General features: G+C 55.1%; 14 protein-coding genes, 1 tRNA gene and 1 riboswitch. Of the genes, 11 read left to right on the forward strand and 4 right to left on the reverse strand.

Annotation, left to right across the window (positions count from 1 at the left end):
• Positions 1 to 159 precede the first annotated feature (159 nt).
• Positions 160 to 585 (forward strand): nuclear transport factor 2 family protein, encoded by a 426-nt coding sequence (locus IEX36_RS13455; protein ID WP_188760081.1) that lies wholly within the window; start codon positions 160 to 162, stop codon positions 583 to 585.
• Here IEX36_RS13455 and IEX36_RS13460 read toward each other — a convergent pair.
• On the reverse strand, positions 582 to 2,417 hold the full coding sequence (locus tag IEX36_RS13460) for a glycoside hydrolase family 9 protein (protein WP_188760082.1): 1,836 nt from the start codon (positions 2,415 to 2,417) through the stop codon (positions 582 to 584). The two genes, IEX36_RS13455 and IEX36_RS13460, sit on opposite strands and share 4 nt — an antisense overlap.
• Before the next feature lie 176 nt (positions 2,418 to 2,593).
• On the opposite strand from IEX36_RS13460, the gene IEX36_RS13465 reads away from it, so the two are divergent.
• From IEX36_RS13465 to IEX36_RS13475, 3 genes are all read left to right on the forward strand, one after another.
• Entirely contained in the window at positions 2,594 to 5,500 is a 2,907-nt protein-coding gene (locus tag IEX36_RS13465) for an FAD-binding and (Fe-S)-binding domain-containing protein (protein WP_188760083.1), read from the forward strand.
• Between the two features lie 88 nt (positions 5,501 to 5,588).
• Entirely contained in the window at positions 5,589 to 7,097 is a 1,509-nt protein-coding gene (amaB, locus tag IEX36_RS13470; RefSeq protein ID WP_188760084.1) for an L-piperidine-6-carboxylate dehydrogenase, read from the forward strand.
• Between the two features lie 65 nt (positions 7,098 to 7,162).
• Entirely contained in the window at positions 7,163 to 8,398 is a 1,236-nt protein-coding gene (locus IEX36_RS13475) for an alpha-amylase family glycosyl hydrolase (protein ID WP_188760085.1), read from the forward strand.
• On the opposite strand, the gene IEX36_RS13480 is transcribed toward IEX36_RS13475, so the two are convergent.
• Complete coding sequence (locus IEX36_RS13480) at positions 8,399 to 9,391, reverse strand: LOG family protein (RefSeq protein ID WP_188760086.1); 993 nt, start codon at positions 9,389 to 9,391, stop codon at positions 8,399 to 8,401. It lies immediately after the preceding gene.
• A 31-nt stretch (positions 9,392 to 9,422) separates the two neighbouring features.
• Positions 9,423 to 9,770 (reverse strand): hypothetical protein, encoded by a 348-nt coding sequence (locus IEX36_RS13485; RefSeq protein WP_188760087.1) that lies wholly within the window; start codon positions 9,768 to 9,770, stop codon positions 9,423 to 9,425.
• Between the two features lie 125 nt (positions 9,771 to 9,895).
• Here IEX36_RS13485 and IEX36_RS13490 point away from each other — a divergent pair, with 125 nt between their 5' ends.
• Complete coding sequence (locus IEX36_RS13490; protein ID WP_188760088.1) at positions 9,896 to 11,917, forward strand: ABC-F family ATP-binding cassette domain-containing protein; 2,022 nt, start codon at positions 9,896 to 9,898, stop codon at positions 11,915 to 11,917.
• A gap of 26 nt (positions 11,918 to 11,943) precedes the next feature.
• Here IEX36_RS13490 and IEX36_RS13495 read toward each other — a convergent pair whose 3' ends face one another.
• Entirely contained in the window at positions 11,944 to 13,005 is a 1,062-nt protein-coding gene (locus IEX36_RS13495) for a lactonase family protein (RefSeq protein ID WP_229669004.1), read from the reverse strand.
• Between the two features lie 524 nt (positions 13,006 to 13,529).
• Between IEX36_RS13495 and IEX36_RS13500 the strand changes: the two genes are divergently transcribed.
• From IEX36_RS13500 to IEX36_RS13525, 6 genes are all read left to right on the forward strand, one after another.
• On the forward strand, positions 13,530 to 19,661 hold the full coding sequence (locus IEX36_RS13500; protein ID WP_188760090.1) for an Ig-like domain repeat protein: 6,132 nt from the start codon (positions 13,530 to 13,532) through the stop codon (positions 19,659 to 19,661).
• A gap of 8 nt (positions 19,662 to 19,669) precedes the next feature.
• Positions 19,670 to 20,257: an outer membrane beta-barrel protein gene (locus IEX36_RS13505; protein ID WP_188760091.1), complete on the forward strand. Its 588-nt coding sequence runs from the start codon at positions 19,670 to 19,672 to the stop codon at positions 20,255 to 20,257.
• 120 nt (positions 20,258 to 20,377) lie between these two features.
• A tRNA-Ser gene (locus IEX36_RS13510) sits at positions 20,378 to 20,467 on the forward strand.
• Positions 20,468 to 20,551: 84 nt separating this feature from the next.
• Positions 20,552 to 20,753, forward strand: a riboswitch (cobalamin riboswitch).
• A gap of 139 nt (positions 20,754 to 20,892) precedes the next feature.
• Positions 20,893 to 23,172, forward strand: a complete 2,280-nt coding sequence (gene metE, locus IEX36_RS13515; RefSeq protein WP_188760092.1) for a 5-methyltetrahydropteroyltriglutamate--homocysteine S-methyltransferase — start codon at positions 20,893 to 20,895, stop codon at positions 23,170 to 23,172.
• 590 nt (positions 23,173 to 23,762) lie between these two features.
• Positions 23,763 to 24,626, forward strand: coding sequence for a sugar phosphate isomerase/epimerase family protein (locus tag IEX36_RS13520; RefSeq protein WP_188760093.1), 864 nt, complete (start codon positions 23,763 to 23,765; stop codon positions 24,624 to 24,626).
• Complete coding sequence (locus tag IEX36_RS13525) at positions 24,623 to 25,813, forward strand: Gfo/Idh/MocA family protein (protein ID WP_188760094.1); 1,191 nt, start codon at positions 24,623 to 24,625, stop codon at positions 25,811 to 25,813. Before IEX36_RS13520 ends, IEX36_RS13525 begins: the two co-directional genes overlap by 4 nt.
• Positions 25,814 to 25,877: the final 64 nt, after the last annotated feature.

Genomic DNA, 25,877 nt, shown 5'->3' on the forward strand with positions numbered 1-25,877 from the left:
GCCGTGGCGGTTTAGTTTTCCCAAACTGCTAGACTTAAATTAGTGGAGAAAGCAGCCCAACTCGCCGGTCCCGAAGCGAAGTCCAGACTTAAACCAAACAGATTGAAGACTTTGCACAAAAAGTACGGGGAGGGGGTCCGCACCCGCTACAATCCCCCCATGCGAATCCTCGCCCTGCTCCTCGTCCTCACCGCCGCCGCCCAGGCCCAGGCCCCCGAACCGGTCGAGGTCGTCCACCTGGAGCAGCACCTCTGGAAGGCGATGGCCGAGGAGAACTTCGCCTCCGTCCGCAAACTCTTCACCCCGGACTTCGTCGAGGTCGACTCCCACATCGCTGCCCTCGACACCCTCCTCATCACCCTCCAGCAGTGCAAGCTCACCGACTACGAGCTCCACGACCTCCAGGTCCGCATCCTCGGCCCCGACGCGGCGATGACCGCCTACCACGCCGTCGCCACCTTCGACTGCGGCACCGAAGCCAAGCCCGACCTCCACCACTTCGACACTAACGACACCACCACCTGGGTCCGCCGCTCCGGCACCTGGCTAGTCCAGGCCCACACCGAGACCCCCGCCAAACCCTAGTGTGGGAGGCTCACCGCGTACATGTACCACGCCGCGTGCGGCAGCCACTGCTCCGTCCACCGCCAGTCGTCATCCATTCCGGTGGTGGCGTATCCTTCGTCGAAGGCAATCCCATCCTCGCTGGTCAGCGATGCCGTGATCCCATTCACCACCGCCCCGGGCGCGCTGGTGTACTCGTACCAGTTGAAGAACATGTACGGAGCGAACCCGTGCCCAACCCCCGCCATCAAGCTCACATCGAACGGGTTCCGCCCCAGTATCCAGTGCAATTGGTGCCAGGCGTAATTCTCAAGCTGAGCGTGGAACGGCGTGTCGGAAGCGAAGAGCGGAGCGGCCAATCTAGCCGCGGCGGCCAGCGATGCGATGCGGGCATCCTCACCCTGCCACCATGGAGCGGCCTCGGTATCGTGCGGGAAGAAGAACGCCGTCCGCAGCTGCCCATCACCCATCCGCACTAACTGCCGCGCGTAACCGAAGGGGTTGTTCACCTCATCTGTTACTGCAAGCTCGAAGCCGAGCGACTGCTTCACCGCATTGAGTACCTGCGACTGTACTTCCGGTGCGGCGATCGTCCTGTACTCGAGCAAACTGATGACAGGAAACCCTGCATCGGAAGGATTGAAGTAAGGACGCGAACCATCACCCGCGCGCCAGTAGTCGTGATACTTCCCCTCAGAGGCGAGCCGTCCCATCAGGCTCGTCGCGCGCTTGTCTGCTGCCGCAAGATACTCCGGCTTGTGGCTGGCACGGTAAAGCTCTGTCGCGGCCATCAACGCGCAGTAGTCGTCGATGATGCTCTCTTTGCCGTCGGGAAGTAGCTCGCGGTTGTGTACGTTGAGGAACTGGAAAGCCTCCTCGGCAGTGCGAAGGTAATCGGCGCGTGTGAAATCGCCATCGGCGGGCATGGTGCTGGCCAACGCGAGCGCTGCAATCGCCATGCCTCCACCGGAACGGAAACTGACCTGGTAGGTATAGGGTCCTGTCGCACTGACGGCCGGCCCGTTCAGGTTGGTGTCCGTTGCCGATTTCTTGATCTTGAAGTGAAAGTTCGGATTGCCAATCACGCGGTCCTTGGCCAGCTTCAATCTGCCTGGAGCGGAGATGCTCTGAAAGAACGACTGACCGGGCTGCTTCATACGCACCAGAAAGTCTGCTCCGAAAAGGCCTTCATCGAGCAGCCTGCGCTCATATTGCGCGAAGTTTTCGTCATTACGTGCCTCCAGCGTGTTGTAGCTGGCAAGTGCTGTCCATGCGACCAGCGGGACCTGTTGCGTGTTGAAAGGTGTCAGGTTGAGTTGCGACATATGGATCCCATAGTCGCCGGTGGCATCGTACCATCCGCCATGTACGTCGACGAATTTGCCTGGTTCTCCGGGAACTGCGAGATGGCGGTCCGCCTGATCGAAGAGTCCGCTGGAACGTTGGCCTTTGAAGTAGTAGATGACGTTCGAGAGCGTGTTGCGCTCCAACACGTTGTCTTGGATCTCGAACATGCAGGAGTGGGCCTCACTGCCGTCTTCGTGTGTATGGAGCTCGTACTTGCCGGGCTTCGTCCAAGAGGAAAAATCGGCGATCCAGAAGGTTCGCCCGCCCCAGTCATAAACTTCACCAGACGACTTCAACTCGCTGCTTAGCACGGTCTTGCCGGTGGTGTAGTCCACCAACGTAAAACCTTCGGGGTGGTCTTGTTTGGTGCCCATGACAATTGCATGCTTGGGAGCATGAATGTCGTAGCCGACCTGATCTACCAGAACACGAACCTGGCCTGAACATGCCACTGAGAGCAAGCCTAAGGATCCAGCAGTCAAAATACTCGCATATCTTTGGAGCATTCTCGGTTCCTCCGCAAAGCGGTTTGTTTCGGCGACACAACTATACTGTGTGGAATTGGTAGAACGTCTTTACAGCTATCTCATTGATGAAGATGATGGATGTTATTAATCCGCTGACAGTCTCTTCATTTCGTCACCGATTATTGTCGTCCTTGGGAATGGGGAATTGAGTTTCTATGTCTACTTCACCGTTTGTCGTTCTACCCAGTTCACACGCCCGTGTTCACGATACTTTTCCACGCGCAGAAGAACTGGAACAGCGTCTGCGTCAGAAGATACGCGGTGAGGTGCGTTTCGATGCGGCATCGCGTGCGCTCTACACGACCGACGCCTCGAACTACCGCCATGCTCCGATTGGTCTTGTTATTCCGCTTGATGAGCAGGACGTGATCGATACAGTCGCTATCTGCCGCTCACTTGGAGCCCCGATTCTCACTCGTGGAGGCGGTACAAGCTTGTCTGGGCAGGGCTGCGGCACGGCCGTCATTCTTGATTTTTCAAAGTACATGAACAAAATGGAGCCGGTCGATCCGGCTGCTCATACGGTTTGGGTGCAGCCAGGGATTGTGCTCGACCGCGTGCGCGAGGCTGCCGAAGAGTTCGAGCTGACGTTCGCTCCTGATCCGGCCACGCATAGCCGTTGCACGTTGGGTGGGATGATTGGCAACAACTCCTGCGGCATTCATGCGCTGATGGGCGGCAAGACCGTCGACAACATCGAGGCGCTCGACATCCTGCTCTACGATGGCACGCGCATGATAGTTGGCCCGACGAGTGATGGGGAGATGGAGAAGATCATCGCGGCAGGAGGGCGCAAGGGCGCGATATACGGGGGACTCAAGCGCCTACGCGATACTTATGCCGAATTAGTGCGCCAGAAGTTTCCCAAAATTCCCCGCCGTGTCTCCGGATTCAACCTCGATGAATTATTGCCGGAGAACGGCTTCAATGTGGCGCGTGCTTTGGTGGGCAGCGAGGGTACGTGCATGATCGTGCTCGGTGCGAAGCTGCGTCTGGTGAAGAGCCCACACTACCGCACGCTCGTTGGTCTCGGCTTTCCGGACATCTTTCTTGCGGCGGACAATGTTCCGGCCATCCTGGCGCACAAGCCTATCGGCCTTGAAGGCATGGACGGCAACCTGATTGACTCCATGATTGCGAAGAGCAAAAACCTCGAGCACATTCCGCTGCTCCCGGAAGGGCGCGGCTTTCTGCTGATCGAGTTTGGCGGAGCATCGCAGGCCGATGCTGATGAACAGGCACGCACGCTGGTAGCTTCGCTGGACGGACTTTCGGTCAAGCCGGATGCACGTATATATTCGACCGCTGAAGCCAAGCGTGTGTGGCACGTGCGCGAATCGGGCCTGGGCGCGACGGCCTTTATTCCCGGCAAGCCGATGCGTTGGGAGGGTTGGGAGGACGCGGCCGTCGATCCCACGCAGGAGGGATCATACCTGCGCGCCATCACGGCGCTGATGCGCGAGTACAACTACGAGAGCCCGATGTACGGCCACTTCGGCCAGGGCTGTGTCCACATGCGGTTCAACTTCGATCTTGAATCCGCCGATGGCATCCTCGCTTTTCGTGAGTTCATCGACCGCGCGGCAGACATTGCGGTCGCACATGGAGGATCGCTCTCCGGCGAGCACGGTGACGGACAGGCCCGCGCCGCGCTGCTGCCGAAGATGTTTGGTCCGGAACTGATGGATGCTTTCCGCCAGTTCAAGGTGCTGTGGGATCCGGCGAACGGCCTGAATCCGAACAACCTCATCGATCCGCACGAGCCACACGAAGACCTGCGTCTTGGCGCGGACTACAAGCCCTGGCAGCCTGAGACGCACTTTGCGTTTGAAGAGAACAAAGGCTCATTCGCGGCTGAGAACCTGCGCTGCGTGGGCGTGGGCGCGTGCCGCAAGAAAGATGCCGGGACGATGTGCCCAAGCTATATGGCCACCAACGAGGAGATGCACTCGACGCGCGGCCGCGCGCACCTGCTGTGGGAGCTGATGCAGGGTGAGCTGCTGCCGGACCAGTGGAAGAACGACCAAGTACGAGAGTCGCTGGACCTGTGCCTTGCCTGCAAAGCTTGCAAGAGCGAGTGTCCGGTGAGTGTGGACATGGCCACGTATAAGTCGGAGTTTCTGTCGCACTACTACGAAGGAGAGAAGCGACCGCTGGCACACTATGCCTTCGGTCGCATCGACCGCTGGGCGCGGCTAGCCTCAGTAGCTCCGGGGCTCGTCAATGCGATCAACAATGCGCCGGGGATTCGTCGTCTTGTTAAGTCCGCTCTGCACATTCACAAGAGTCGTAACTTTCCACGGTTTGCCAAACCCTTCACACGTGAGCGACGAAGCTCGCAGCCTACTGGAGCTCCTGAGGTCTTTCTGTGGGCCGATACCTTCAATAACTATTTCCATCCTGCGACGATGCGTGCTGCGTACCACATCCTTAGTGATGCTGGCTTTCGCATCATGCTACCGAAGGAACATCTCTGTTGTGGGCGTCCGCTCTATGACTTCGGCATGTTGAATATTGCGAAAGACTATCTGTACAAGGTTCTCGACGCGCTTGGGCCACAGTTAGCAGCTGGCACGCCGATAGTCGTGCTGGAGCCGAGTTGCGCGTCAGTCTTCCGCGATGAGCTGACAAACCTACTGCCGTATGATGCGCGCGCGCAACAGCTCAGCAAGCAGGCGTTTCTGCTGAGTGAGTTTCTCGTCAAATATGCACCTGGTTATCAGCCGCCGAAGATTGAGCAGAAGATCATTGTGCATGGCCACTGCCATCATCGCTCTACGATGGGCATGGCCGATGAGATGAAGCTACTGCGCGCAACTGGAGCAGAGGTTGAGCTGCTCGATTCCGGCTGCTGCGGTATGGCCGGTCCATTTGGATTTGAGAGCAACAAGTATGAGGTTTCGCAGACGCTCGGTGAGCGCGTGCTGCTTCCTGCGGTTCGCAACAATAAAGATGCGATTATCGTCTCCGATGGGTTCAGTTGCCAAGAACAGATTACGCAGAACACTACGGCTCGCCCTATGCACTTTGCCGAAGTGTTGGCGCAGGCGCGAAAGTTTTAGACTCATAGGTTGATGAGAAAAAATCATCTGCATCGTGGGCAAGATGCCCCTGTAGAGAAGCGTCCTGAACCAAGTACCATAGAAGACCATGAGCATCCAGCAAGAAGTAGCACAGATCCTCGACCGCCTGGGCGTTTCCGTTGATTTCTACACCAAAGGTACGCTTTCTGTAGCTACACCCATCACGGGTGAAGTCATCGGTCAGGTCTCGACGATTGGTGCGGAGGCTGCGAAGAAGGCCATTGAGCAGGCGCAGCAGGCGTTTCTTGCGTGGCGCAATGTACCAGCGCCGAAACGCGGCGAACTCGTGCGTCAACTTGGCGAAGAACTGCGCGCGGAGAAAGAAGCCCTCGGCCGCCTCGTCACGATCGAGACCGGCAAGATTCTCTCCGAAGGCTACGGCGAGGTGCAGGAGATGATCGACATCTGCACTTTTGCATCGGGACTTTCCCGACAGCTTGCTGGTCTTACTGTGCCGAGCGAGCGCGCGAGCCATCGCATGATGGAGACATGGCATCCATTGGGCGTGGTGGGCATCATTTCGGCTTTCAACTTTCCCGTAGCGGTGTGGAGCTGGAACGCTGCGCTCGCGTTGATTTGCGGCAACTCAATAGTGTGGAAACCATCTGAGAAGACGCCACTCACAGCGTTGGCTACGCAGACCATCTTCGAGCGTGCTGCGAAGAAGTTTGAAGGGGTGCCTGCGAATCTTTCGACGCTGCTGATTGGCGACGCAACAGTAGGGCAGCAGCTTGTAGACTCGCCGCTGGTGCCGCTGGTCTCTGCAACCGGATCGACTTCAATGGGGCGCGCCGTAGGTCCTCGTCTCGCCGCGCGCTTTGCGCGTGCGATTCTCGAGCTCGGCGGCAACAACGCGGCAATTGTTGGCCCTACTGCCGATCTTGACCTCACCTTGCGCGCTGTAGCATTCTCAGCGATGGGAACAGCTGGCCAGCGATGCACGACCCTGCGCCGCCTCATCGTGCATGAAGATATTTACGACAAGCTTGTCAGCCAACTGAAGAAAGTTTATGGCTCCGTTGTCGTTGGCGATCCACGGGAGTCTGGAACTCTAGTTGGCCCACTGATTGATAAACGCGCCTACAACGCAATGGAGAAGGCCATTGCCGACGCCAAGGCAGCCGGCGCAAATGTTACAGGAGGCGAGCGGGTCGACCGAAATGGGCAGGCATTCTATGTTCGTCCTGCGCTCATCGAGATTCCGAAGCAGACCGCGACCGTGAAGCATGAGACATTCGCTCCGATCCTCTATGTGCTTCGCTACAGAAATTTTGAGGACGCGATCGTACTGCATAACGAAGTGCCACAAGGGTTGTCGTCTTCGATCTTTACGATGAATCTGCGTGAAGCGGAGCGGTTCCTCTCAGCCACCGGATCGGACTGCGGCATTGCCAACGTCAATATCGGCACGTCCGGCGCAGAGATCGGCGGGGCCTTCGGTGGCGAAAAGGAGACCGGCGGAGGCCGAGAGTCCGGCTCCGACGCCTGGAAGCAGTACATGCGCCGCGCTACAAACACGATCAACTACGGCACAGAACTGCCGCTCGCTCAGGGAGTCACGTTCGATATCGACTGAAATCGCACGGATGGCAGGTGCTGAATTTGTGCAGTCGAAACTGTCGAGGTAGCATCGTCAATGAGATGCTAATCACGCGGTCGAAGTTTTTCCTTGCCCTCCTCGTTGCCGGCCTTCTTTCTTCACCCGCATATTCGCAGGAGCTTGCGCGTCCTGGATGGGCGGGATTTGGCACAGCTTCGCAGATCTGGTGGAAGGGCGCATCGGTCTACGAGATCGACCCGCACAGCTTCGGTGGCCTTGCCGGAATCACGCAGCACCTGGACTACATCCACTCGCTTGGCACCGACGCCGTTTTGCTGACACGCTTCCAGCCGGACGCAGCACACCCTCAAGATATCGATCCGGCAATTGGCACGCTCGATGATTTGGAAGAGCTGATCCATCAGGCAAGTAATCACAACATGAGGATTCTGATCGACCTTGGCGTGCTTGCCCCTGCGACCGACCCGACCAGCATTGCGCGCTACTGGCTCAACCAGGGAGTGGCCGGCTTCCACATCAGCAGCCTCGATGAAGCCGCTCAGTTGCGAAAGATCGCCAGCAGCTACAAAGGCCAGCGAATCGTCATCGGTGACCTCGACACTGCGAATCCGATAAAGCAGGGCGGTCCGCAGCTTCTTCTCGATGCGCGACTCAGCAAGGTGAACCAGCTCTCGGCCGCAGCATTGCGAACTGAACTTGAAGCGGTGCAGCCAACGCAAGATCTGTTATTGGCCACCGACGGCCCGAGCACGCCACGCAGCATTACCCGCCTGGGCGACGGCCAGCACGATGCCGATATCGCAAAGGCAGTGGCCACACTACTATTTGCAAATCATACGTCTGCGCTGATTTATTCCGGACAGGAACTCGGCCTGCCTTCAGGCGAGATCAAGTGGGGTACGCCTGCGACCGGCGCGCTCTCGAAGATTCCCGACAACTCACGCAGCGTGTTCGCGCAAGAGGCCAACCCCGACTCGTTGCTCAGTTGGTATCGCAGGCTCATCGCGCTGCATCACAGTAACGCAACGATCAACTCCGCGCCAACGACGATCACGCTCGACCACGACAGCGAGAACGTTCTTGCGTGGATACGTAAACCACAAGTCCCAACCTATAAAAATCCGCCAGTAGTGATCGTGTGCAATCTCTCGGCGCAGACGGTGCATCTGTCGCTCGTGGATGACATGAAGAAGCTGCATCTGCGCGGCAGCTTCCTGCGTCCCATCCTTCGCTCGGACAATGGCATGGGGCCAATGTCGCTTGATTCGATGACACTGGCTCCGTTCGCGGTTTATATCGGTGGGCTGGGCTATTAGCTACAGCGTCTTGGCGATATCGGGTCCTAGCATCTCTTGTGCGCTTGGAGCGGGTTCGTCGGGAATTCGTTCGGCTTCCAGACGGCGCTGCTCGCGCTCGTACTCTGACTCCAGATGATTTTCAGTCAGGCCCTTTTTCAGCATGGCGAAGGCATCTTCGGGTGTATCGGCGAACTGAAACAGGTCGAGGTCCGAACGCGCAATTGCGCCCTTCTCTGCCAGCAAATCCAGATTGATGACATTCTTCCAATACGAAGATCCGTAGACCACAACGGTGATCTTTTTTGCTAGTTTTTTAGTTTGGGCCAGCGTCAGCACCTCGAACATCTCATCGAGCGTGCCGAATCCCCCGGGAAAGACCACCAGCGCCTTTGCCAGATATGCGAACCAGTATTTGCGCATGAAGAAGTAATGGAAGTCGAAGTTGAGCGCCGGCGTGATGTAGGGATTCGGATGTTGCTCGAAGGGCAGTTTGATATTCAGCCCGATGGTCTTGCATCCGGCCTCGTGCGCGCCGCGGTTGGCGGCTTCCATGATGCCTGGGCCTCCGCCGGAGGTGATGACGAAGCGGTGCCTGCGGCCTGGTAGTGAAGCTGACCACGAAGCCAGCATTCCAGCCAGCTTGCGGGCGTCCTCGTAGTAGCGGGCCATTTCGACAGCGGCCTCGGCGAGCTTTAATTTCTGAGCGCTGGCTTCTCCTTTTTCGATTTCATCGCGGCTCGCGGGCTGTTCGTGCTTGGGAGCCGGTTGTGCCGATCCGGTGTTTTCGAGCAACTCTAGGGCGGAGTTAGCTACGTCGAGCGCACGGAAGCGCGCTGAGCCGAAGAAAACCACCGTATCCTGAATGCGTTCGCGGCGAAAGCGCGCCATCGGTTCCTGATATTCGGCCAGGATGCGCAAGATGCGCCCGTCGGGCGAGTTGATGAAGTCGCTGTTCTCGTATGCCAGCGGGGCACTTTCCAATTCTTTCAAATCGTCTGGGTTTGTGTTCATCCTTCAGGTTCCGTATCTCTTATTGAAATAGTTACCCGCGATAGTCGCGGTAATGTATCGCTTCGGAGATGCCGATCCAGATGTCGAGCAACCCCAGGCCAGAGATGATGCCGCGTACGGCGCCGTTGTGCAGAATCGAAGCAAGCCAAGGCCGGGCCAAAATAAACATGTTCCGGTCCCACATCTGGGTCCACCAGGGCAATACAGTTACCAGAATGCCAAGATAGACACAGAACAAGACCAGCACAAAGAGCGAGAGACGTTGCAGCCAGATGGGGGCCGTCTTGCGGTTTTGCTGGCCAACGGGTTGACCCCGGTCTTCTGGTTCTGGTCGAACGGCTGGTTCAGGGTTCGGAAATAGTTGTGGCTGTCCGGACATCAAACTCCCAAGATTGACAGTAGCAGACGCTCGGCTCATTGTCTCGCAACTCAAGTGCTTCGGCGGGCCGTTCTTATGACTCGCTTGTGAGCGAATAGGCTTCGCAAAATGCGAAAATAGAGGAAATGCTTCAACTCTCAGCTGCCGGAAAGCGTTTCGGCCCCAAACTCCTCTTCGAAGATGTCAACTGGCTCATTACGCCGAACGAGCGCACCGGTTTGGTCGGCGGCAATGGCACGGGTAAATCCACTCTGCTCAAAGTGCTTGCAGGGGCTGAGACACTCGACTACGGACAGCTCACTCGTGTGAAGGGCATGACTCTTGGCTACCTACCGCAAGACGGGCTTGCCTTGCGCGGCAAGACCGTCTTCGCCGAATGCCTCTCCGTCTTCGATCACCTGCACGCTCTTGAACGAGAGGCTGAGGAACTGACGCATACGCTCTCTGAGGTGGATCCAAAGTCGAAGGAGTACGAGGCAGCGGCTGAGCGTTACTCCGATATTGCCGACCAGCTTCATGTTCACGACATCTATACTCTGGACGCGCAGGTAGGCGCAGTGCTCGGCGGCCTCGGCTTCTCCAGGGAAGACTGGGAGCGTAAGACTGAGGAATTCTCCGGCGGTTGGCAGATGCGCATTGCTTTGGCCAAGCTGCTCTTGCAAAAGCCCAGCCTGCTGCTACTGGACGAGCCAACCAACCATCTCGATCTGGAGTCGCGCAATTGGCTCGAGAGTTACCTCCACGATTACCCCAACGCCTTCATCCTGATCTCGCATGACCGCTACTTTCTCGATGTGACGGTCAATAAGATTGTCGAGGTTTGGAACAAGCACATGCATACGTACCACGGCAACTATGAGAAGTATGTGCAGCAAAAGGAAGAGCGCCGCGCAACGTTGACTGCCGCATACAAAAATCAGCGTGACCGCATTGAGGCATTGGAAGCTTTCATCAACCGCTTTCGCTACCAGGCGACGAAGGCCAAGCAGGTGCAGTCGCGCATTAAGGAACTGGAGAAGATCGAGCGCATCGAGATTCCTGAAGAAGAGGCGACCATTCACTTCACAATTCCACCCGCGCCAGCCAGTGGGCGCACTGTGATTGAGGCTCAAAATCTGCGTAAGGTGTATCCAACGCCAGATGGTGGTGAGAAGCTCATTCTCGACAACCTTAACTTCACCATCGAGCGCGGCGACCGTATCGCCCTCGTAGGGGCAAACGGTGCAGGGAAGTCAACGTTGATTCGCCTGTTGAGTGAGCAGGAAGAGCCGACGAGCGGCACCGTACGGCTTGGCCACAATGCGCTGGTCGACTTTTTTGCGCAGGATCAGTACAAAGTACTCGATCCGAACGCCGTCATGATGGATGATATTGCTGCTGCTGCGCCAAAGGTCCCGGTGGTCGAGTTGCGCAGCCTGCTCGGCTGCTTCATGTTCTCAGGCGACGATGTCTTCAAGAAGCTGGGCGTGCTCTCTGGCGGGGAACGCAACCGCTACGCGATGGCCAAGATGCTGGTCTCGCCCTCGAACATGCTGCTCCTCGATGAGCCGACGAACCATCTTGACCTGCGCGCAAAGGATGTGTTGCTCGATGCGATCAAGAACTTTACCGGTACGGTGCTGTTCGTCTCGCATGACCGCTACTTTATCGACGGCCTGGCAACGCGCGTCTTCGAAGTCGAAGACCGCCGTCTACACATCTATCCCGGCAACTACGAGGAATATCTGTGGCGCAAGCAGGGCGGCCCTGAGAAGGTTGCCGAGCGGATTGCCGTAGATCTGGCTGCCGCTTCGCCCTCTCTGACGACTTCTCACGCTAGTCAAACGCCGGCTGCAATCGCCTTCGCTGATGCTCCACACGGAACAGTGGAGAAGCCCGCTTCACAGCATCCGACGGCACCTATCAAGCGCCTGAATCCGATCAAACTGAAGCAGCTTGAAGACCGCTTACACGCTGCCGAAGACGAGATAACCTGGTTGGAGTCTGCAATTCATTCGGCCGAAGAGCGTCTGAGCAACTTTACTTCAGCCGAGCAGTCGCAGAGAGACGCCGCTGAACTGGATCAACTCCGCGAGAAGCGCTTGTCGATGCTCTCCGAATGGGAAGAACTCACCCTCACTCTCGAAGAGCAGGCAACAGTCAGTTAGGTGGTTATCGTTTCTGAACCAAGTCCCTACGCAAACACCAGACACTGCGGCTTCGAGATTGGGAAGCTTTTTCCTTCGCTGCTCAGTTTTCCGGTCTTGGTATCCCTGCTAAAGACCGAAATGTTGTCCGAGTCCTGATTTGCAGCCAGTATCCATCGCTCGCTTGGGTCCAATGCGATGTGGCGGGGAATCTTTCCTCCGCAGGGTGTCCGCTCCAGAATGGTTAGCTTTCCATCTTCAGGCGAAACCGCAAAAGTCACGAGCACGCCGTAAAACCTGTCGGCGGCATAGGCAAACCGCGCCGAGCGGTCGAACACAATATCAGCTCCGCCTGTCTTCCAGTGCTCACGCGGCACATCGGCCATTGAGACGACCTGCACCGTCTTCAGTGCCCCCTGCTCAGCATTCCAATCAAGCACATCGACCGTCGAGTGCATCTCCGTCACGCAGTATGCCCAGCGTCCATTCGGATGAAACTTCAATGCGCGCGGACCTGCTCCAGCATCGGAACGCCACACCGCTGGATCGTTCGGCTTCACCTCTGCTGTGGTCGCGTTGAGTTTATAGATATGGATCTCGTCCAGGCCGAGATCGTTGACCAGTAAGAAGCGATTGTCTGGCGATACCGTTACACGATGCGCATGAGGCATTTGCTGACGTCGACTGTCTGGCCCATGACCCGAGTATTGCTCGAACCAGACTGCGGGGCTGAGATGTCCGTCGGCGCCGACGCGGAACGAGGTTGCACTTCCTCCTGCGTAATTTGCTCCGAACGCAGCGCGCCCTGTGTGGTCGACAGCAACGTGACACGTTCCTGGCCCACCGGTCGCCGATTCACTGATTTTGACCAGCTTCGCGGCTTCTCGATCCAGGTGGTAACTCGACACAGCCCCGCTGCTTTTACCTTCGTATTGATTGACTTCGTTGGCGACAAAGACAGTTTTGTGGTCGGGGCCAAGCACGAGGAATGTTGGATTGTCCGCTGCTGCCGCAAGTCCGATCTGCTTTAGCTCACCCGTTGTCGAATCCAGTGAATATGCATAGATGCCCTTGCTCGTCTCAGCTGTTTGCGTTCCGACAAGTAACAACTCTTCCTCCTTCGTCTGATTGCTTGCTACTATCCATGGGCCTGCCGCGACTGACGAGGACAATACTGCAGAGCCATATAGAAATCTGCGCCTTGATATCTTTCCCACTCAACCCATCCCACAACAAAATTTTGGAACATATATATTGCCAAACCAGTAGACACCAAATGCAATACAGACGCCACCGGCTCAATATCATTGGCGGCGTGATTGGCCTGAGCCCTGTAACAAAAATAGCGGCTACAACCTTTGTAGCGATAAACGTTTGAGAGCTAAGGTGAGCAATCCACATGCCGTGCGCACGATTTGCAGCTTCAGCGCGACGATGGCCAATTGCTCGCGAACGATGGTGCAACTTTAGTGCAATAGGTCAGCCTTGTGACGGAGGTTACGGTGGTTACGAAAGTTCTATCGCGGTAGTGCCGCGCACGAAGGAACCTATGACGCCTACACCTCCCCGTTCTGTTCGCCGTTTGGTCTCGTTCGTTCAGAAGTACTTGCTAGGTTCTGTATCACTTTTGGCTATGGCATTGGTTCCTGCAGCCAATGCGGCTCAGTTGACTACCGCAACTACATTGGCAATTTCATCGACCACGGTTCCATATAAAACACCGATCACGCTGACGGCGACCGTGACTTCAGGGGGTACTCCTGTCAGTGCAGGTCTTGTGCTGTTCTGCGATGCTTCGGCAACTTATTGCGAGAACAACTCTGCACTGGGCATTGCGCAGCTGACCAAATCCAACGCCACGGCAGAGGTGAAAATCGGGAGTGGGCCGATCGGGAACCACTCGTACAAGGCAGTGTTCATTGCGAATAAGTTTTATGCAAGCAGTACGTCGAACACCGTTAGCTACTCGGTGACGGGCACGTATGCCTCGCAGACTACACTGTCAGACACAGGCTCGCCGGGTAACTACACTCTGAACATGGGCGTCAGCGCTGTAGGTGCGGTGACAGCCGGACCAACGGGATCAATATCCATCGTCGATACAAGTGATGGCAATAATATCTTGGGGACCCAGTCTCTTCAGGTTTCGACTTTGAGCGACTCCTTTGTTCAGGAGGCTGCATTCCCCGTGGGCGGTCCGCCGCCGCCGCCGCCGGCACAGCTTTACCGCTCGGTCGCGGTGGAATCGGCTTATTTGAATGGTGACAATAATCTTGATGTGGTGACTGGAGACGCTGCAAATACCGTTTCTGTAATGCTTGGAAATGGCGACGGCACATTTCAGCCTCAAGCCAATTATTCTGGATGCCCGAGTTCGATTACAGGGGATGTAGCAACGAAGATACTGTTGGCTGATTTTAATCGCGACGGCAATACGGATATCGTCCTGGGATGCTCCAATGCTAGCGAAGGAGGAGTGGTCATTCTTCTCGGCAACGGCGATGGCACATTCCAGGCTCCCATGGCCTATGCGACAGGTGACGTCTTCAGCCTCGCTCTCGGCGATTTCAACAATGATGGCATTCTCGATATCGCTGTTTCGGATCAAACGCAGCAAAACATTACTATCCTGATCGGCAAGGGAGACGGGACGTTTACTTTAGGCACGTCCATCACAACCGCAACTCAGACGAAGGGAATCGTCGCAGGCGACTTCAATGGTGATGGAACGACCGATATCGCCTTCGCACAGGCTGAGGCAACAGGCACGTTATCCGATTTATATGTTGCTCTGGGCAAAGGCGACGGCACCTTTAGTACGCCAACGAAGGTAGCGACCGGAATTGGAGAATTTCTGACCGCGGGCGATACGGACGCAGATAACATCACTGACATTGTGTCCACGACCATCACGCTGGCACAGCCACCGAACGGCTATGTTCAACCAAGCATGTGGGTTCTTCTTGGAAAAGGGAACGGCACCTTTCAGACTCCGGTGGTTTATTCGGCTGACTATCCCTCCGACCCGCACCTCGCCGACGTCAATGGCGACGGTAAGCCCGACATCATCGCCGGAGGAAGTACCGGAGCTCTGGTCTTCTACGGAAACGGCGACGGAACGTTCCAACCCTATATCGAGCCAACCATCGGCGGATTCTCGCTGACCTATGCCGTCAACGCTGGAGACTACAACAATGACGGCAACGCAGATCTGGTCGGAACTGACGCAAATAGCGCGCAGGCCGCGGTTTCTCTAAGCCAGGTCGTCCAATCCTCTACTGCTTTAGCTTTGACGAATATTGCGGTTTTCCCACTGGGCAGCGGAGTTCATCAGGTGGATGCCAGCTATCCGGGAGACTCGATCTATCTTGCCAGCTTATCACCTACGGTCTCTCTGACTGCAGCTCCTACGCCGACTACTTTAACACTGAGCGCGTCACCTACTACTGCGACTCTTGCTGGACAGACAGTTACATTCACGGCCACGTTGAGCCCTTATACAGTGGGGCCGCCGACGACTACGACCAATGGCGAGACGGTTATGTTCTATAGTGGCGGTTCCTTAATCGGCACCGGCGCGCTCAACAATGGAGTCGCAACATTGGCAACAGGTGCTTTGCCTGTTGGAACAGACTCGGTCCAGGCGACATTCCCCGGTGATTCTAACTATGACACCAGCAACTCGAACTCAGTGTCAGTAACAGTTGCCAACATTGTGCTTACATCGTCATTGAATCCTTCGATGTACCAACAGTCAGTTACATTCACGGCGACACTCGGAAACAGCAAGTCCGGATCCGTAAACTTCGTGGATGGAAGCGATGTGATTGGTACGGTTGTGGTGGCGGGGACATCGGTCATGTTCACCACCTCGTCTCTTTCGGTCGGATCGCACGATATCACCGCTGTCTATGGGTCATCTACGTCACCGGTGTTGATCCAAGTCGTGAACAAAGCTGTGCCGGCCGTTACTGTCACGACATCGGGCCCGAGTGTCTATGGAAATCCAGTCACGATTACAGCATCGGTTCCGTCTGGCCCGACTGGAACGATTACTATCTCAAGCGGTTCAACTACATTGGGTTCAGGAACCATCAACAACGGGATCGTAACCATTACGACTTCAACGTTGCCAACCGGATCTGATCCCGTTACCGCAACCTACAATGGAGACGGCAATTACGCCACAGCGACTGGCACGACGACGCAGGTTGTTTCAAAGGCATCCCCTTCCTCTACATTGACTTCCTCGCTTAACCCATCAACACCAGGTGTATCGGTGACATTCACAGATGCTCTGCCAACATCGGTGACAGGTACTGTGACTTTTAAGAACGGATCTACTGTGCTGGGTACTTCGACTGTAACGAACGGAACGGCGACAGTGACATCTTCTACGCTCCCGACTGGCAGCGATGCAATTACTGCGACTTACAGTGGAGATACGAACAACAATGGGTCTACAGCTACTCTGACCCAGACTGTCAATAAGAACACACCTACCGTAACTGTTGCGACATCCGGTCCGAGCACGTATGGGACGCCGGTCTCGATTACGGCTACAGTCACGTCGGGAGCGACAGGTACAGTTACCTTCACTAGCGGTTCGCAGAACTTGGGCTCGGGGACTATATCGGGCGGCACCGTGACGATCTCGACCTCAGTGCTGCCGGCTGGGACGGATACGATTACGGCCAGCTATGGCGGTGATGCGAACAATAACGCTGCGACGGGCACGACGACTCAAGTAGTCTCCAAGGTCACTACTACAAGTCTGACGCTGACATCTTCCGCCAATCCTTCGACGTTCGGTCAATCGGTAACTTTCGCTGCGACAGTCTCGGCGGGAGCGACGGGAACGGTGACATTTACCTCGGGTTCTACAGTCATTGGAACGGCAACTATCTCCAGCAATCGGGCTTCGGTGACTACGTCGACTCTTCCGGTCGGAAGCGATGCAATCTCTGCGAGCTATGGTGGCGACTCGAACTTCAATTCGGCTACAGCCAGTCTGACCCAGACAGTGAATAAGGCAACACCAGCGCTTACATTAACTTCGTCGACTAATCCGTCGACTGCTAACCAGTCTGTAACCTTCACAGCTACGCTTCCCTCAACAGTTACCGGTACGGTCACATTCAAGAGTGGGGCAACCGTTATAGGTACTTCGAACGTGAGCAATGGGGTGGCAGCTGTATCAACAGCGACTCTTCCTGTTGGCAGCAACTCTATAACTGCAACTTACAATGGCGATGCCAACGATAACACGGCATCCGCCAGTCTTACCCAAACTGTGAATAAAGCAACGCCAACCATTACGCTGACCTCGTCGGCGAACCCGTCGTCTGCTAACCAGTCGGTTACCTTTACGGCAACACTCCCTTCTGGTGTTACCGGCACCGTTACATTTAGCACGGGGGCAACAGCACTTGGAACTACCACAGTCAATAATGGAGTTGCATCTGTTGTGACATCTACGTTGCCCGTCGGAAGTGATCCGATTACTGCAGTTTACAGCGGAGACTCGAGCGACAACACAGCGACCGCCAGTTTGACCCAGACGGTGAACAAGGTAACGCCAGCCATCACGCTAACCTCATCCAATAATCCGTCCTCTGTCAATCAGCCGGTTACATTTATCGCTACACTTCCTTTGAACGTTACAGGCACCATAACATTTACGAGCGGTTCAAATGTTATTGGGACTTCGAATATAAGCAATGGAAGCGCAGCTGTTACTACGTCAACATTACCGGTTGGCAGTGATGTTGTTACCGCAACCTACAGCGGGGATACGAACAACAATACGGCAACCACCAATCTGACTCAAACTGTTAATAGCACCCCGTCAACTATCACGTTGATATCGTCGAGCAATCCTTCTACTGTGAACCAACCGGTAACATTCACCGCAACAGTTCCTTCGACGGCTACTGGAACAGTGACATTCACGAATGGTTCGACTGTCATTGGGACCTCAAATGTTAACAGCGGAAATGCATCAGTTACTACATCTACCTTGCCAATTGGCAGCGATGCGATTACGGCCACCTACAGCGGAGATTCAACTCATAGCACAGCGACGGCGAGCATAACGCAGACGGTAGATAAAGCAACGCCAACCATAACTGTAACGACCTCTGGTCCTAGCACTTACGGTCAGCCCGTCACTATCACAACAACATTGCCTCCAGGAACCACCGGGACGGTGACGGTTACAAGCGGCGGCACAACCCTTGGTTCAGGAACCGTAAGCGCTGGCGGTACGGTGACTATCACCACTTCTACGCTGCCCGTGGGAACTAACCCAATTACCGCATCCTACGGTGGTGATAGCAACAATAACCCAGCAACCGGATCTACTACGCAGACAGTGAACAAGGACACACCGGTATTGCCTCCGCCTGTGGCTACACCAAGCAATCCAGTTGTGGGCACGACAGTGACGATTACAGAGACAGTTCCTTCAGGTGTTGGCGGTCCGGTGACGTTCTCGAACGGTACAACAACAATTGGTACTGCGCCCATCGTCAACGGTGTAGCAACTATTACAGTGTCGAACCTGCCAATCGGTTCAAACCCAATTACAGCCTCAACACCTGGTGATGCCAACAATAATCCGGCCACTTCACCGGCTACGACAGTTACGGTGAACAAGGCTACGCCAACAGTCACTCTCACATCGTCGTCAAACCCGTCAACACCGGGTGCGCCGGTGACATTTACTGCGACGGTTTATCCGGGAGCGACCGCACCAGTCACTTTCTATGATGGCACAACTGCGATCGGTACAGGTGTCCCCAACGCAGCTGGCGTCGCCACTTTTACCACGTCGACTCTCAGCTCTGGTTCCCATTCAATTACAGCATCTTATCCTGGTGATTCGAACTATAGCCCGGCGACATCGCCAGTGCTCACACAAGTGGTAGGCAAAATCTCTTCGATGATTACTCTTACTGAGAGTAGCCCGGCAGAATTGCTTGGCACGAGCGTTACATTTACCGCAGTCGTCACGGCTCCTGTGCCAACACCAACTGGAACGGTCACCTTTATGGATGGGAACACAGTTCTTGGCACGGCTCCGCTCAGCACTAATGGTGGCGTTGTAGTTACACTGACCTCAGGTAACGCAGCCTATAGCACAAGCAGCCTTCTCACTGGCGACCACAAGATCACAGCGGTATATTCAGGGGACAACAGTTTCTCATCTAGCACGTCCGCTTCTGTGGACAATGTGGTCGAGGACTTTACTATCACAAATAGCGGATCGGCGAGCCAACAGATGCTTCCTGGAGCAAGCGGTACGTATAACTTCAACCTGTCACCCGTTGGTTCATCAACCTTCGTCGACAATGTCAGCCTGACGGTGACCGGCCTGCCTGAGGGGTCGACCTACACTCTGACACCTAGCTCCGCAGCGGCTGGCAGCGGGGAAGCGGCGTTGGTGCTGACAGTAAATACAAGCAGTTCTTTGACGGCAGAGAACCGTGCTCCTATGGGTGGACCAAACTCACATCATGACGTTCCGGTTGCCCTTGGAATTTTGGGGCTCGCCGGTTTGGGTACGATTCGTAAGTTGAGAAAGAAGCTGCCACGTCCATTGCTGGTGTTGCTTCTTATGATTGCAACACTACTGCCAGTCGCAGCTCTCAGTGGCTGTGCAGGCGGCTACTTCGCCTTCGATCCACACACATACACCGTTACCGTCACAGGTACTGAGGGATCGATTCAACATAGCGCGACCGCAACGCTGGTCGTACAGTAGGGAGAAAGATGATGCATCTGAAACGAATACTCCTGGTCGCGTTATTGCTGGCTCTGCCCTGTGTACTGCACGGACAAGCTATACCAAACGGGTCCGCAGTACAGGACATCGGTAGAATTGAAGTCGGGGCGAACTATAACTTTTTTCATGCCAACGCGCCTCCGGGACAGTGCGGATGCTTCAGCCTGAACGGCGGTAGCGGAACTTTTATCTATAACATGACCCCAGCGTGGAGTGCAGTGGCTGACATTATGGTGGCTCACGCGAATAACGTGAATAACTCGGGCCAGAATATTACTATTTTTAACTATCTCTTCGGCCCTCGGTATTCGGTGCGCCGGTATAATCGGTTCGTTCCGTATGCCGAAGTGATGCTCGGTGGTGCAAAGGAAGATGTGAATTTTCAGTTCACCATCAACCGTAACGCATTTGGTTTTCTCGGCGGTGGCGGAGTCACCACAACGTTGAAGCCAAGACTGGGTCTCACGATTATTCAGGCTGACTGGGTGCATACTCGCATTCCGAACGCTGTGAACGATCGTCAGAATGATATTCGTATCAGCACTGGTATTACCTACCGTTTTGGAGTGCACTAAACGGGGTTGCTTCGGCAGGCATTGCAGAGCATGCTCACGTGCTCTATTCGGAGATGCCATTAGTGCCACGCAGCCAATGCTTTGCATTGGCAGACTCAACATACTAGACTCGAAGTAGGTGGAAGAGTGGCCGAGTGGTTGATGGCTCCGGTCTTGAAAACCGGCATACCCGAAAGGGTATCGGGGGTTCGAATCCCTCCTCTTCCGCCAGTAGACTAGTAACGCGAGGAATGGCGGTCCGATGCGATGTCCTTAAAGTGTGTCGATTTGTAGCTGCCCCTCTACTCCGCTCAAGTAAACTACTCGCATGCAGGTCAAACCGCCCATTGGCGGTTTGTTAAACGGGAAGCTGGTGTAAATCCAGCGCTGTCCCGCAGCGGTGATGGGAACGAAACGTTGCATGGCGAAGGCCAGCGCACTGTCTCACTTGAGATGGGAAGCGGCAACAGAGTAGGACGTCCAAAGTCCGAAGACCGGCCTGCAGCCACCGCCGTGGAAGCGTTGATCGCTGACTATGGGTGCGCTTGAGGACACCGCTCTCGTGGATTGGATCGGTAGCCACTGCTAGTTCCTGCGCTATGCGTAGTGGATTTGCCTGCGCACAGGTGGTTCTTTCGTTTTGAGGAGAGAACCAAATGTTTGAAGGAAACTTATCGAAATCTATTGGAAAATTGAAAACCGCGAATCTGGGTTTTCCTAGGATGGGACGTCAACGTGAACTGAAGTTTGCTCTGGAAGCTTACTGGTCGGGAAAGCGTGTCGAGCAGGAATTGATGAGCACGGCTGCGCAATTGCGAAGAGAGCACTGGAAGCTGCAGCAAGTGGCTGGGCTCAACTCTATTCCATCGAATGATTTTTCTCTTTACGATCAGGTCCTTGATGCACTCGTCCTCGTAGGCGCAATACCTGAACGCTTTGGTAGTGGGCCCGTCACGCTGGAGCAGTACTTTCAGATGGCACGGAACAGTCCCGAACAGTCGGCGATGGAGATGACGAAGTGGTTTGACACGAATTACCACTACCTCGTTCCGGAGTGGAGTGAGGGCATTTCGTTCAACATCGACACAAGGAAGCTGCTCAACGAAGTGCACGAGGCACGCGATCTCGGAATTGAGACAAGGCCCGTACTGATTGGGCCATTGACGCTGCTCCTGCTTGGCAAGGGAGTCAATGGATTTGATCCAATGGCGCTATTGCCGAAGCTAACCACTGCCTACGTGCAGATATTACAAGTACTCGAAGCAGAAAATATCGAATGGGTTCAGGTCGACGAACCCATGCTTGTGACTGATCTCGATGCAAACGTTCAGAGTGCTTATCGGCAGGTTTATTCAGAGTTGAAAAGGGTTCCAGTCAAACTCATGCTGACTACCTATTTCGACACAATCGGCGATAATTTGCGAACAGCAATTGAACTTGACACTGCCGGTCTTCACATCGATGTAGTTCGTGCTCCTGAACAACTCGAAGAAACTCTGCAGGCATTGCAACCTGAGCAGGTGTTAAGTGTGGGTTGCGTCGAAGGGCGCAATATCTGGCTGACTGATTTCTTTTTGGCCACGCCGCTGTTACGTAAAGCCGTCCGCCAACTCGGCGCCGACCGAGTGATCGTTGCTCCGTCGTGCTCCTTGCTGCATGTCCCACACGATCTTCGCAGCGAAGCGGAGTTGTCACCACGCATCAAAAGTTGGCTGCGCTTTGCCGAAGAAAAGCTGGCAGAGATCTCCGCGCTGGCGAGTCGTGATGAGGTCGCATATCAAGCCAACGCCGCTGCACTTGCTGATCGCGCTTCCGCAGAGACAACTACCAATCCAAATGTCCGTGAGGCGTTAACAGCGCTTCGGCCTCAGGACTTCTTGCGTAGATCACCGTATCCGCAGCGGGCTATCGTCCAACGCAATGAGCTACAACTGCCGCTGTTGCCTACTACAACAATTGGCTCCTTTCCTCAGACTGCCGAAGTACGTAAGCACCGTGCCGCACACAAGCACGGACACGAGACTTCCGAACAGTATGAAGCTTTTCTGAAAGATGCCATTGCACAATGCATCCGCGAACAGGAGCGCATAGGCCTGGATGTGCTCGTGCATGGAGAGTTCGAGCGCAATGATATGGTCGAGTATTTTGCTGAATTTCTGGATGGCTTCGCCTTCACTGAGAGCGGCTGGGTACAGAGCTATGGTTCGCGCTGCGTGAAGCCGCCCATCATTTACGGCGACGTCTCCCGCCCGGCACCGATGACACTGAAGTGGACAAGCTATGCTCGCTCGCTTACATCGCGACCGCTCAAAGGAATGCTTACGGGACCGATCACCGTGCTACAGTGGTCGTTTGTTCGCAACGACATTTCCCGTCAGCTGACAGCGTGGCAGATAGCGCTTGCTCTGCGGGATGAGGTTCAGGATCTAGAAGTGGCTGGCATCCGTATCATCCAGGTAGATGAGCCGGCTTTACGCGAGGGATTGCCGCTTCGTTGTGCCGACTGGCCACATTATCTTGATTGGGCCGTCAAGGCATTCAAGCTGACCACCAGCAGCGTTGAAGATGAAACGCAGATTCACACACACATGTGCTACTGCGAGTTCGAAGATATCCTTCCCTCCATTGCCGCACTGGATGCTGACGTGATCTCGATGGAATCAGCCCGCTCTCGCATGGAACTGCTCGAAGCCTTCCAATCACACCAGTATCCCAACGAGATAGGTCCGGGCGTTTACGACATCCACTCTCCGCGAGTGCCATCGGCGGAAGAGATGCAGGAGCTGCTGTCTCTGGCTCTCGATGTACTCAAACCGGCGCAGGTCTGGGTAAATCCTGACTGCGGCTTGAAGACACGTGGTTGGCCCGAAACTGTGTCAGCACTGGAGAATATGTGCAAGGCAGCCGACAGGCTTCGAAATCAGATCGGAGCATAATAACGAGCCGAGCTGGAAGGGCAAAATCCGGCTCGGTCCTTACACCTGATATAGGTATATGCACATGAAGCGTGGTTCTCCGGATACTGAGTGCGAATGCGATAGATTGCAAATGATTACTATTTCGCGTATGACGCGGCGCTCTGTAATTGCTTAAACAGCTAAATAGAACGCGCCAGATCCGCTGAATTTTTACAGGCCATTGCTTGACAAAACCATCAGATCCTTTTAACTTGGCATTGTGATTCACCTTCTACATAACGCTTGTTGCTGCCCTCAGAACATTTCGTGTTCAGAGCGGGCTATCATGAGCGTACCCAGCTAGGGCTGGAGCATACCCATTAAAAAGCCCACTCGGTTATCAACCTGAGTGGGCTTTTGCTGGTATTGATATCTACTCCAATCTGAGCATTCTTCTTTATAGAGCGAGCTTTGTCACCTAACTCATTGATTTTAAATGCGTTATTCAATCTATTGAAATAGATTGACAATGATTCTAAAAGGTTCCTATAATCCCGGCCATCCAAAAGAATAGGTATCTGCAACATTTCTGGGGGAAATTGATGGAGCAGTTTACACGAAGGAAAGTGTTGAAGACGATTGCGGCGGCAGGTGCGGGAGTGCTCGGACATTTCCCATATGCGTTCGCAGAAACCAGGGAGTATGCGGGTATTAGTTTCGGTGTTCAGTTGAACGCTTTCCCTATCGATCCTAAAAACTTCAACAGCTTCATGAGCGCACTCGCGCAGGTGAAGCAGATCGGCTATCAAGGGTTCGAAAGCAGCTTCCGCAATGTGAGCGCGCAGTTCGAATCACCTAGTCATGCAAGAGGACTGATTGCGCAGACTGGACTGACGTTCTTCGGTGTTCATATCTTTCTACCTACGCAGAGCTATGACACGCGAACATGCATCGCTCCGGCTTCTTTATATGAAGGCATTGCCAGGGGTGGCGCCGCGTTGGGTGCAAAGCACCTCATCTTGAGTGGGGCTCCTGTTTCGAGCGAGGAGCAGCTCAAGTGGAAGATCGAGGGACTTAACCAGGCTGGACGCTTTGCCAGGAGCGTAGGGATTACGGCTGCCTATCACAACCACTGGCCCGAATTTGAATCTAAGCTCGGTGAAATAGAGGCGCTGTACACGAAGACAGATCCTTCGCTGGTCTCATTTGTGCTCGATGCCGGTCACGCGTATCGTGGCGGTGCAAACCTGCCGGTTTTCATCCGCGCACATTCTCAGCGGATTGTTGGTTTTCATCTGCGCGATTACAAGAATGGACGATTGGTCACACTAGGCACGGGCACGTTCCCACTGGCTGAGGTTGCGCACACCATCGAGCAAATCGGCTGGAAGGGTTGGGTCGAAAACGAAGAGGAACGCGAGGATCTTTCTAAAAATGGCGCCGAGGTGATTGCCCCGGCATACAAAGCGATGAAGGGAGCGTTTTCCGAATGAACCGCCGTGATTTTCTCTACTCCGGTGCGGCCATTGCGGCCATGTCAACCCAAGGGATGACTGCCCGCTCGTATGCGTCGGTGCTCGGCGCAAACGGCCGTGTTGGTCTTGGCGTTATTGGATTAGGACGCCGTGGCACTATCGTCAGCAACGGCTTCGTGCAAGATCCTCGCGTTCGGATTGTTGCGCTTTGTGATGTCTATGGCGAACAGGCGAAAAAGTTTCAGCAGCGGTTCGCGGCGAATCTTGCACAGCCTGCACTAGCCGTCGACCATCATGATCTGCTTGCGCGCAAAGATGTGGACGCTGTGTTGATCTCCACGCCAGATCATCTGCACGTAGAGATCGGTTGCGATGCCTTGAACGCAGGCAAGGACGTGTACCTGGAAAAGCCGACAGTGCATCGCTGGAGTGATCATACGAAACTCAGCGAGACTGCCGGACGCTCCAGACGTGTGTTGCAGTGCGGCATGCAGCAACGCAGTGGTGAGCACTATGCGCGCGCAAAGCAGGAGTTCTTCGACAGCGGCAAGCTTGGCAATGTCGTCTTCGTTCGTGCAGTGTGGAGCAACTTTCCATGGCAGCGGCGTGACATCAAGCCTGAGCCGAAGCCGGCAAATCTTAACTGGGGCCTCTTCCTTGGACCCGCGCCGAAGGTTCCCTACGAGTTGGTGCGTTATAGCTCGTGGCGGTCGTTTCATGCATACGGCAATGGCCTGCTCGCCGACATTCTCACGCACTGGGTGGATGTTGCGCAGTGGATGCTTAACGATAGCCAGCCGCAGAAAGCCTCTGCGTTTGGTGGCATCTATGTTCTTCACCAGGAGAGGGACAATCCAGACACAGTAAGTGCAATGATCCAGTACAAGAATTGGAATCTAAACTTTGAGTCGTCAGTACTCTCCATCCGTGATGATCATCCATCTGTCTACTTCGAAGGCACCGAAGGAAACCTAAACCTGACGCGCGAGGGCTATACCTACACCCCGACACGTGGCGTTCCGGTAGAGGTGAAGTCCACTCAGAACCTTGACGCCGCACATCCCAAAAATTTCCTCGACGCAATTATCACGGGTAGCTCTGTAAGTGCGCCAATCACAGCTGGTATCGATGCTAGCCGACCAGTTGCTATGGCGTTGCAATCGTATTGGACACATTCGACGGTTTCTGTTGCGGATTTGACATAGTATTCCGGAGCGCCATGGATGCGGCGCTTCAAAGCCCATGTATCGACGTTAGTCCTGCTTAAGC

Source organism: Edaphobacter acidisoli (genome assembly GCF_014642855.1).
In the GTDB taxonomy this organism is placed as follows: domain Bacteria; phylum Acidobacteriota; class Terriglobia; order Terriglobales; family Acidobacteriaceae; genus Edaphobacter; species Edaphobacter acidisoli.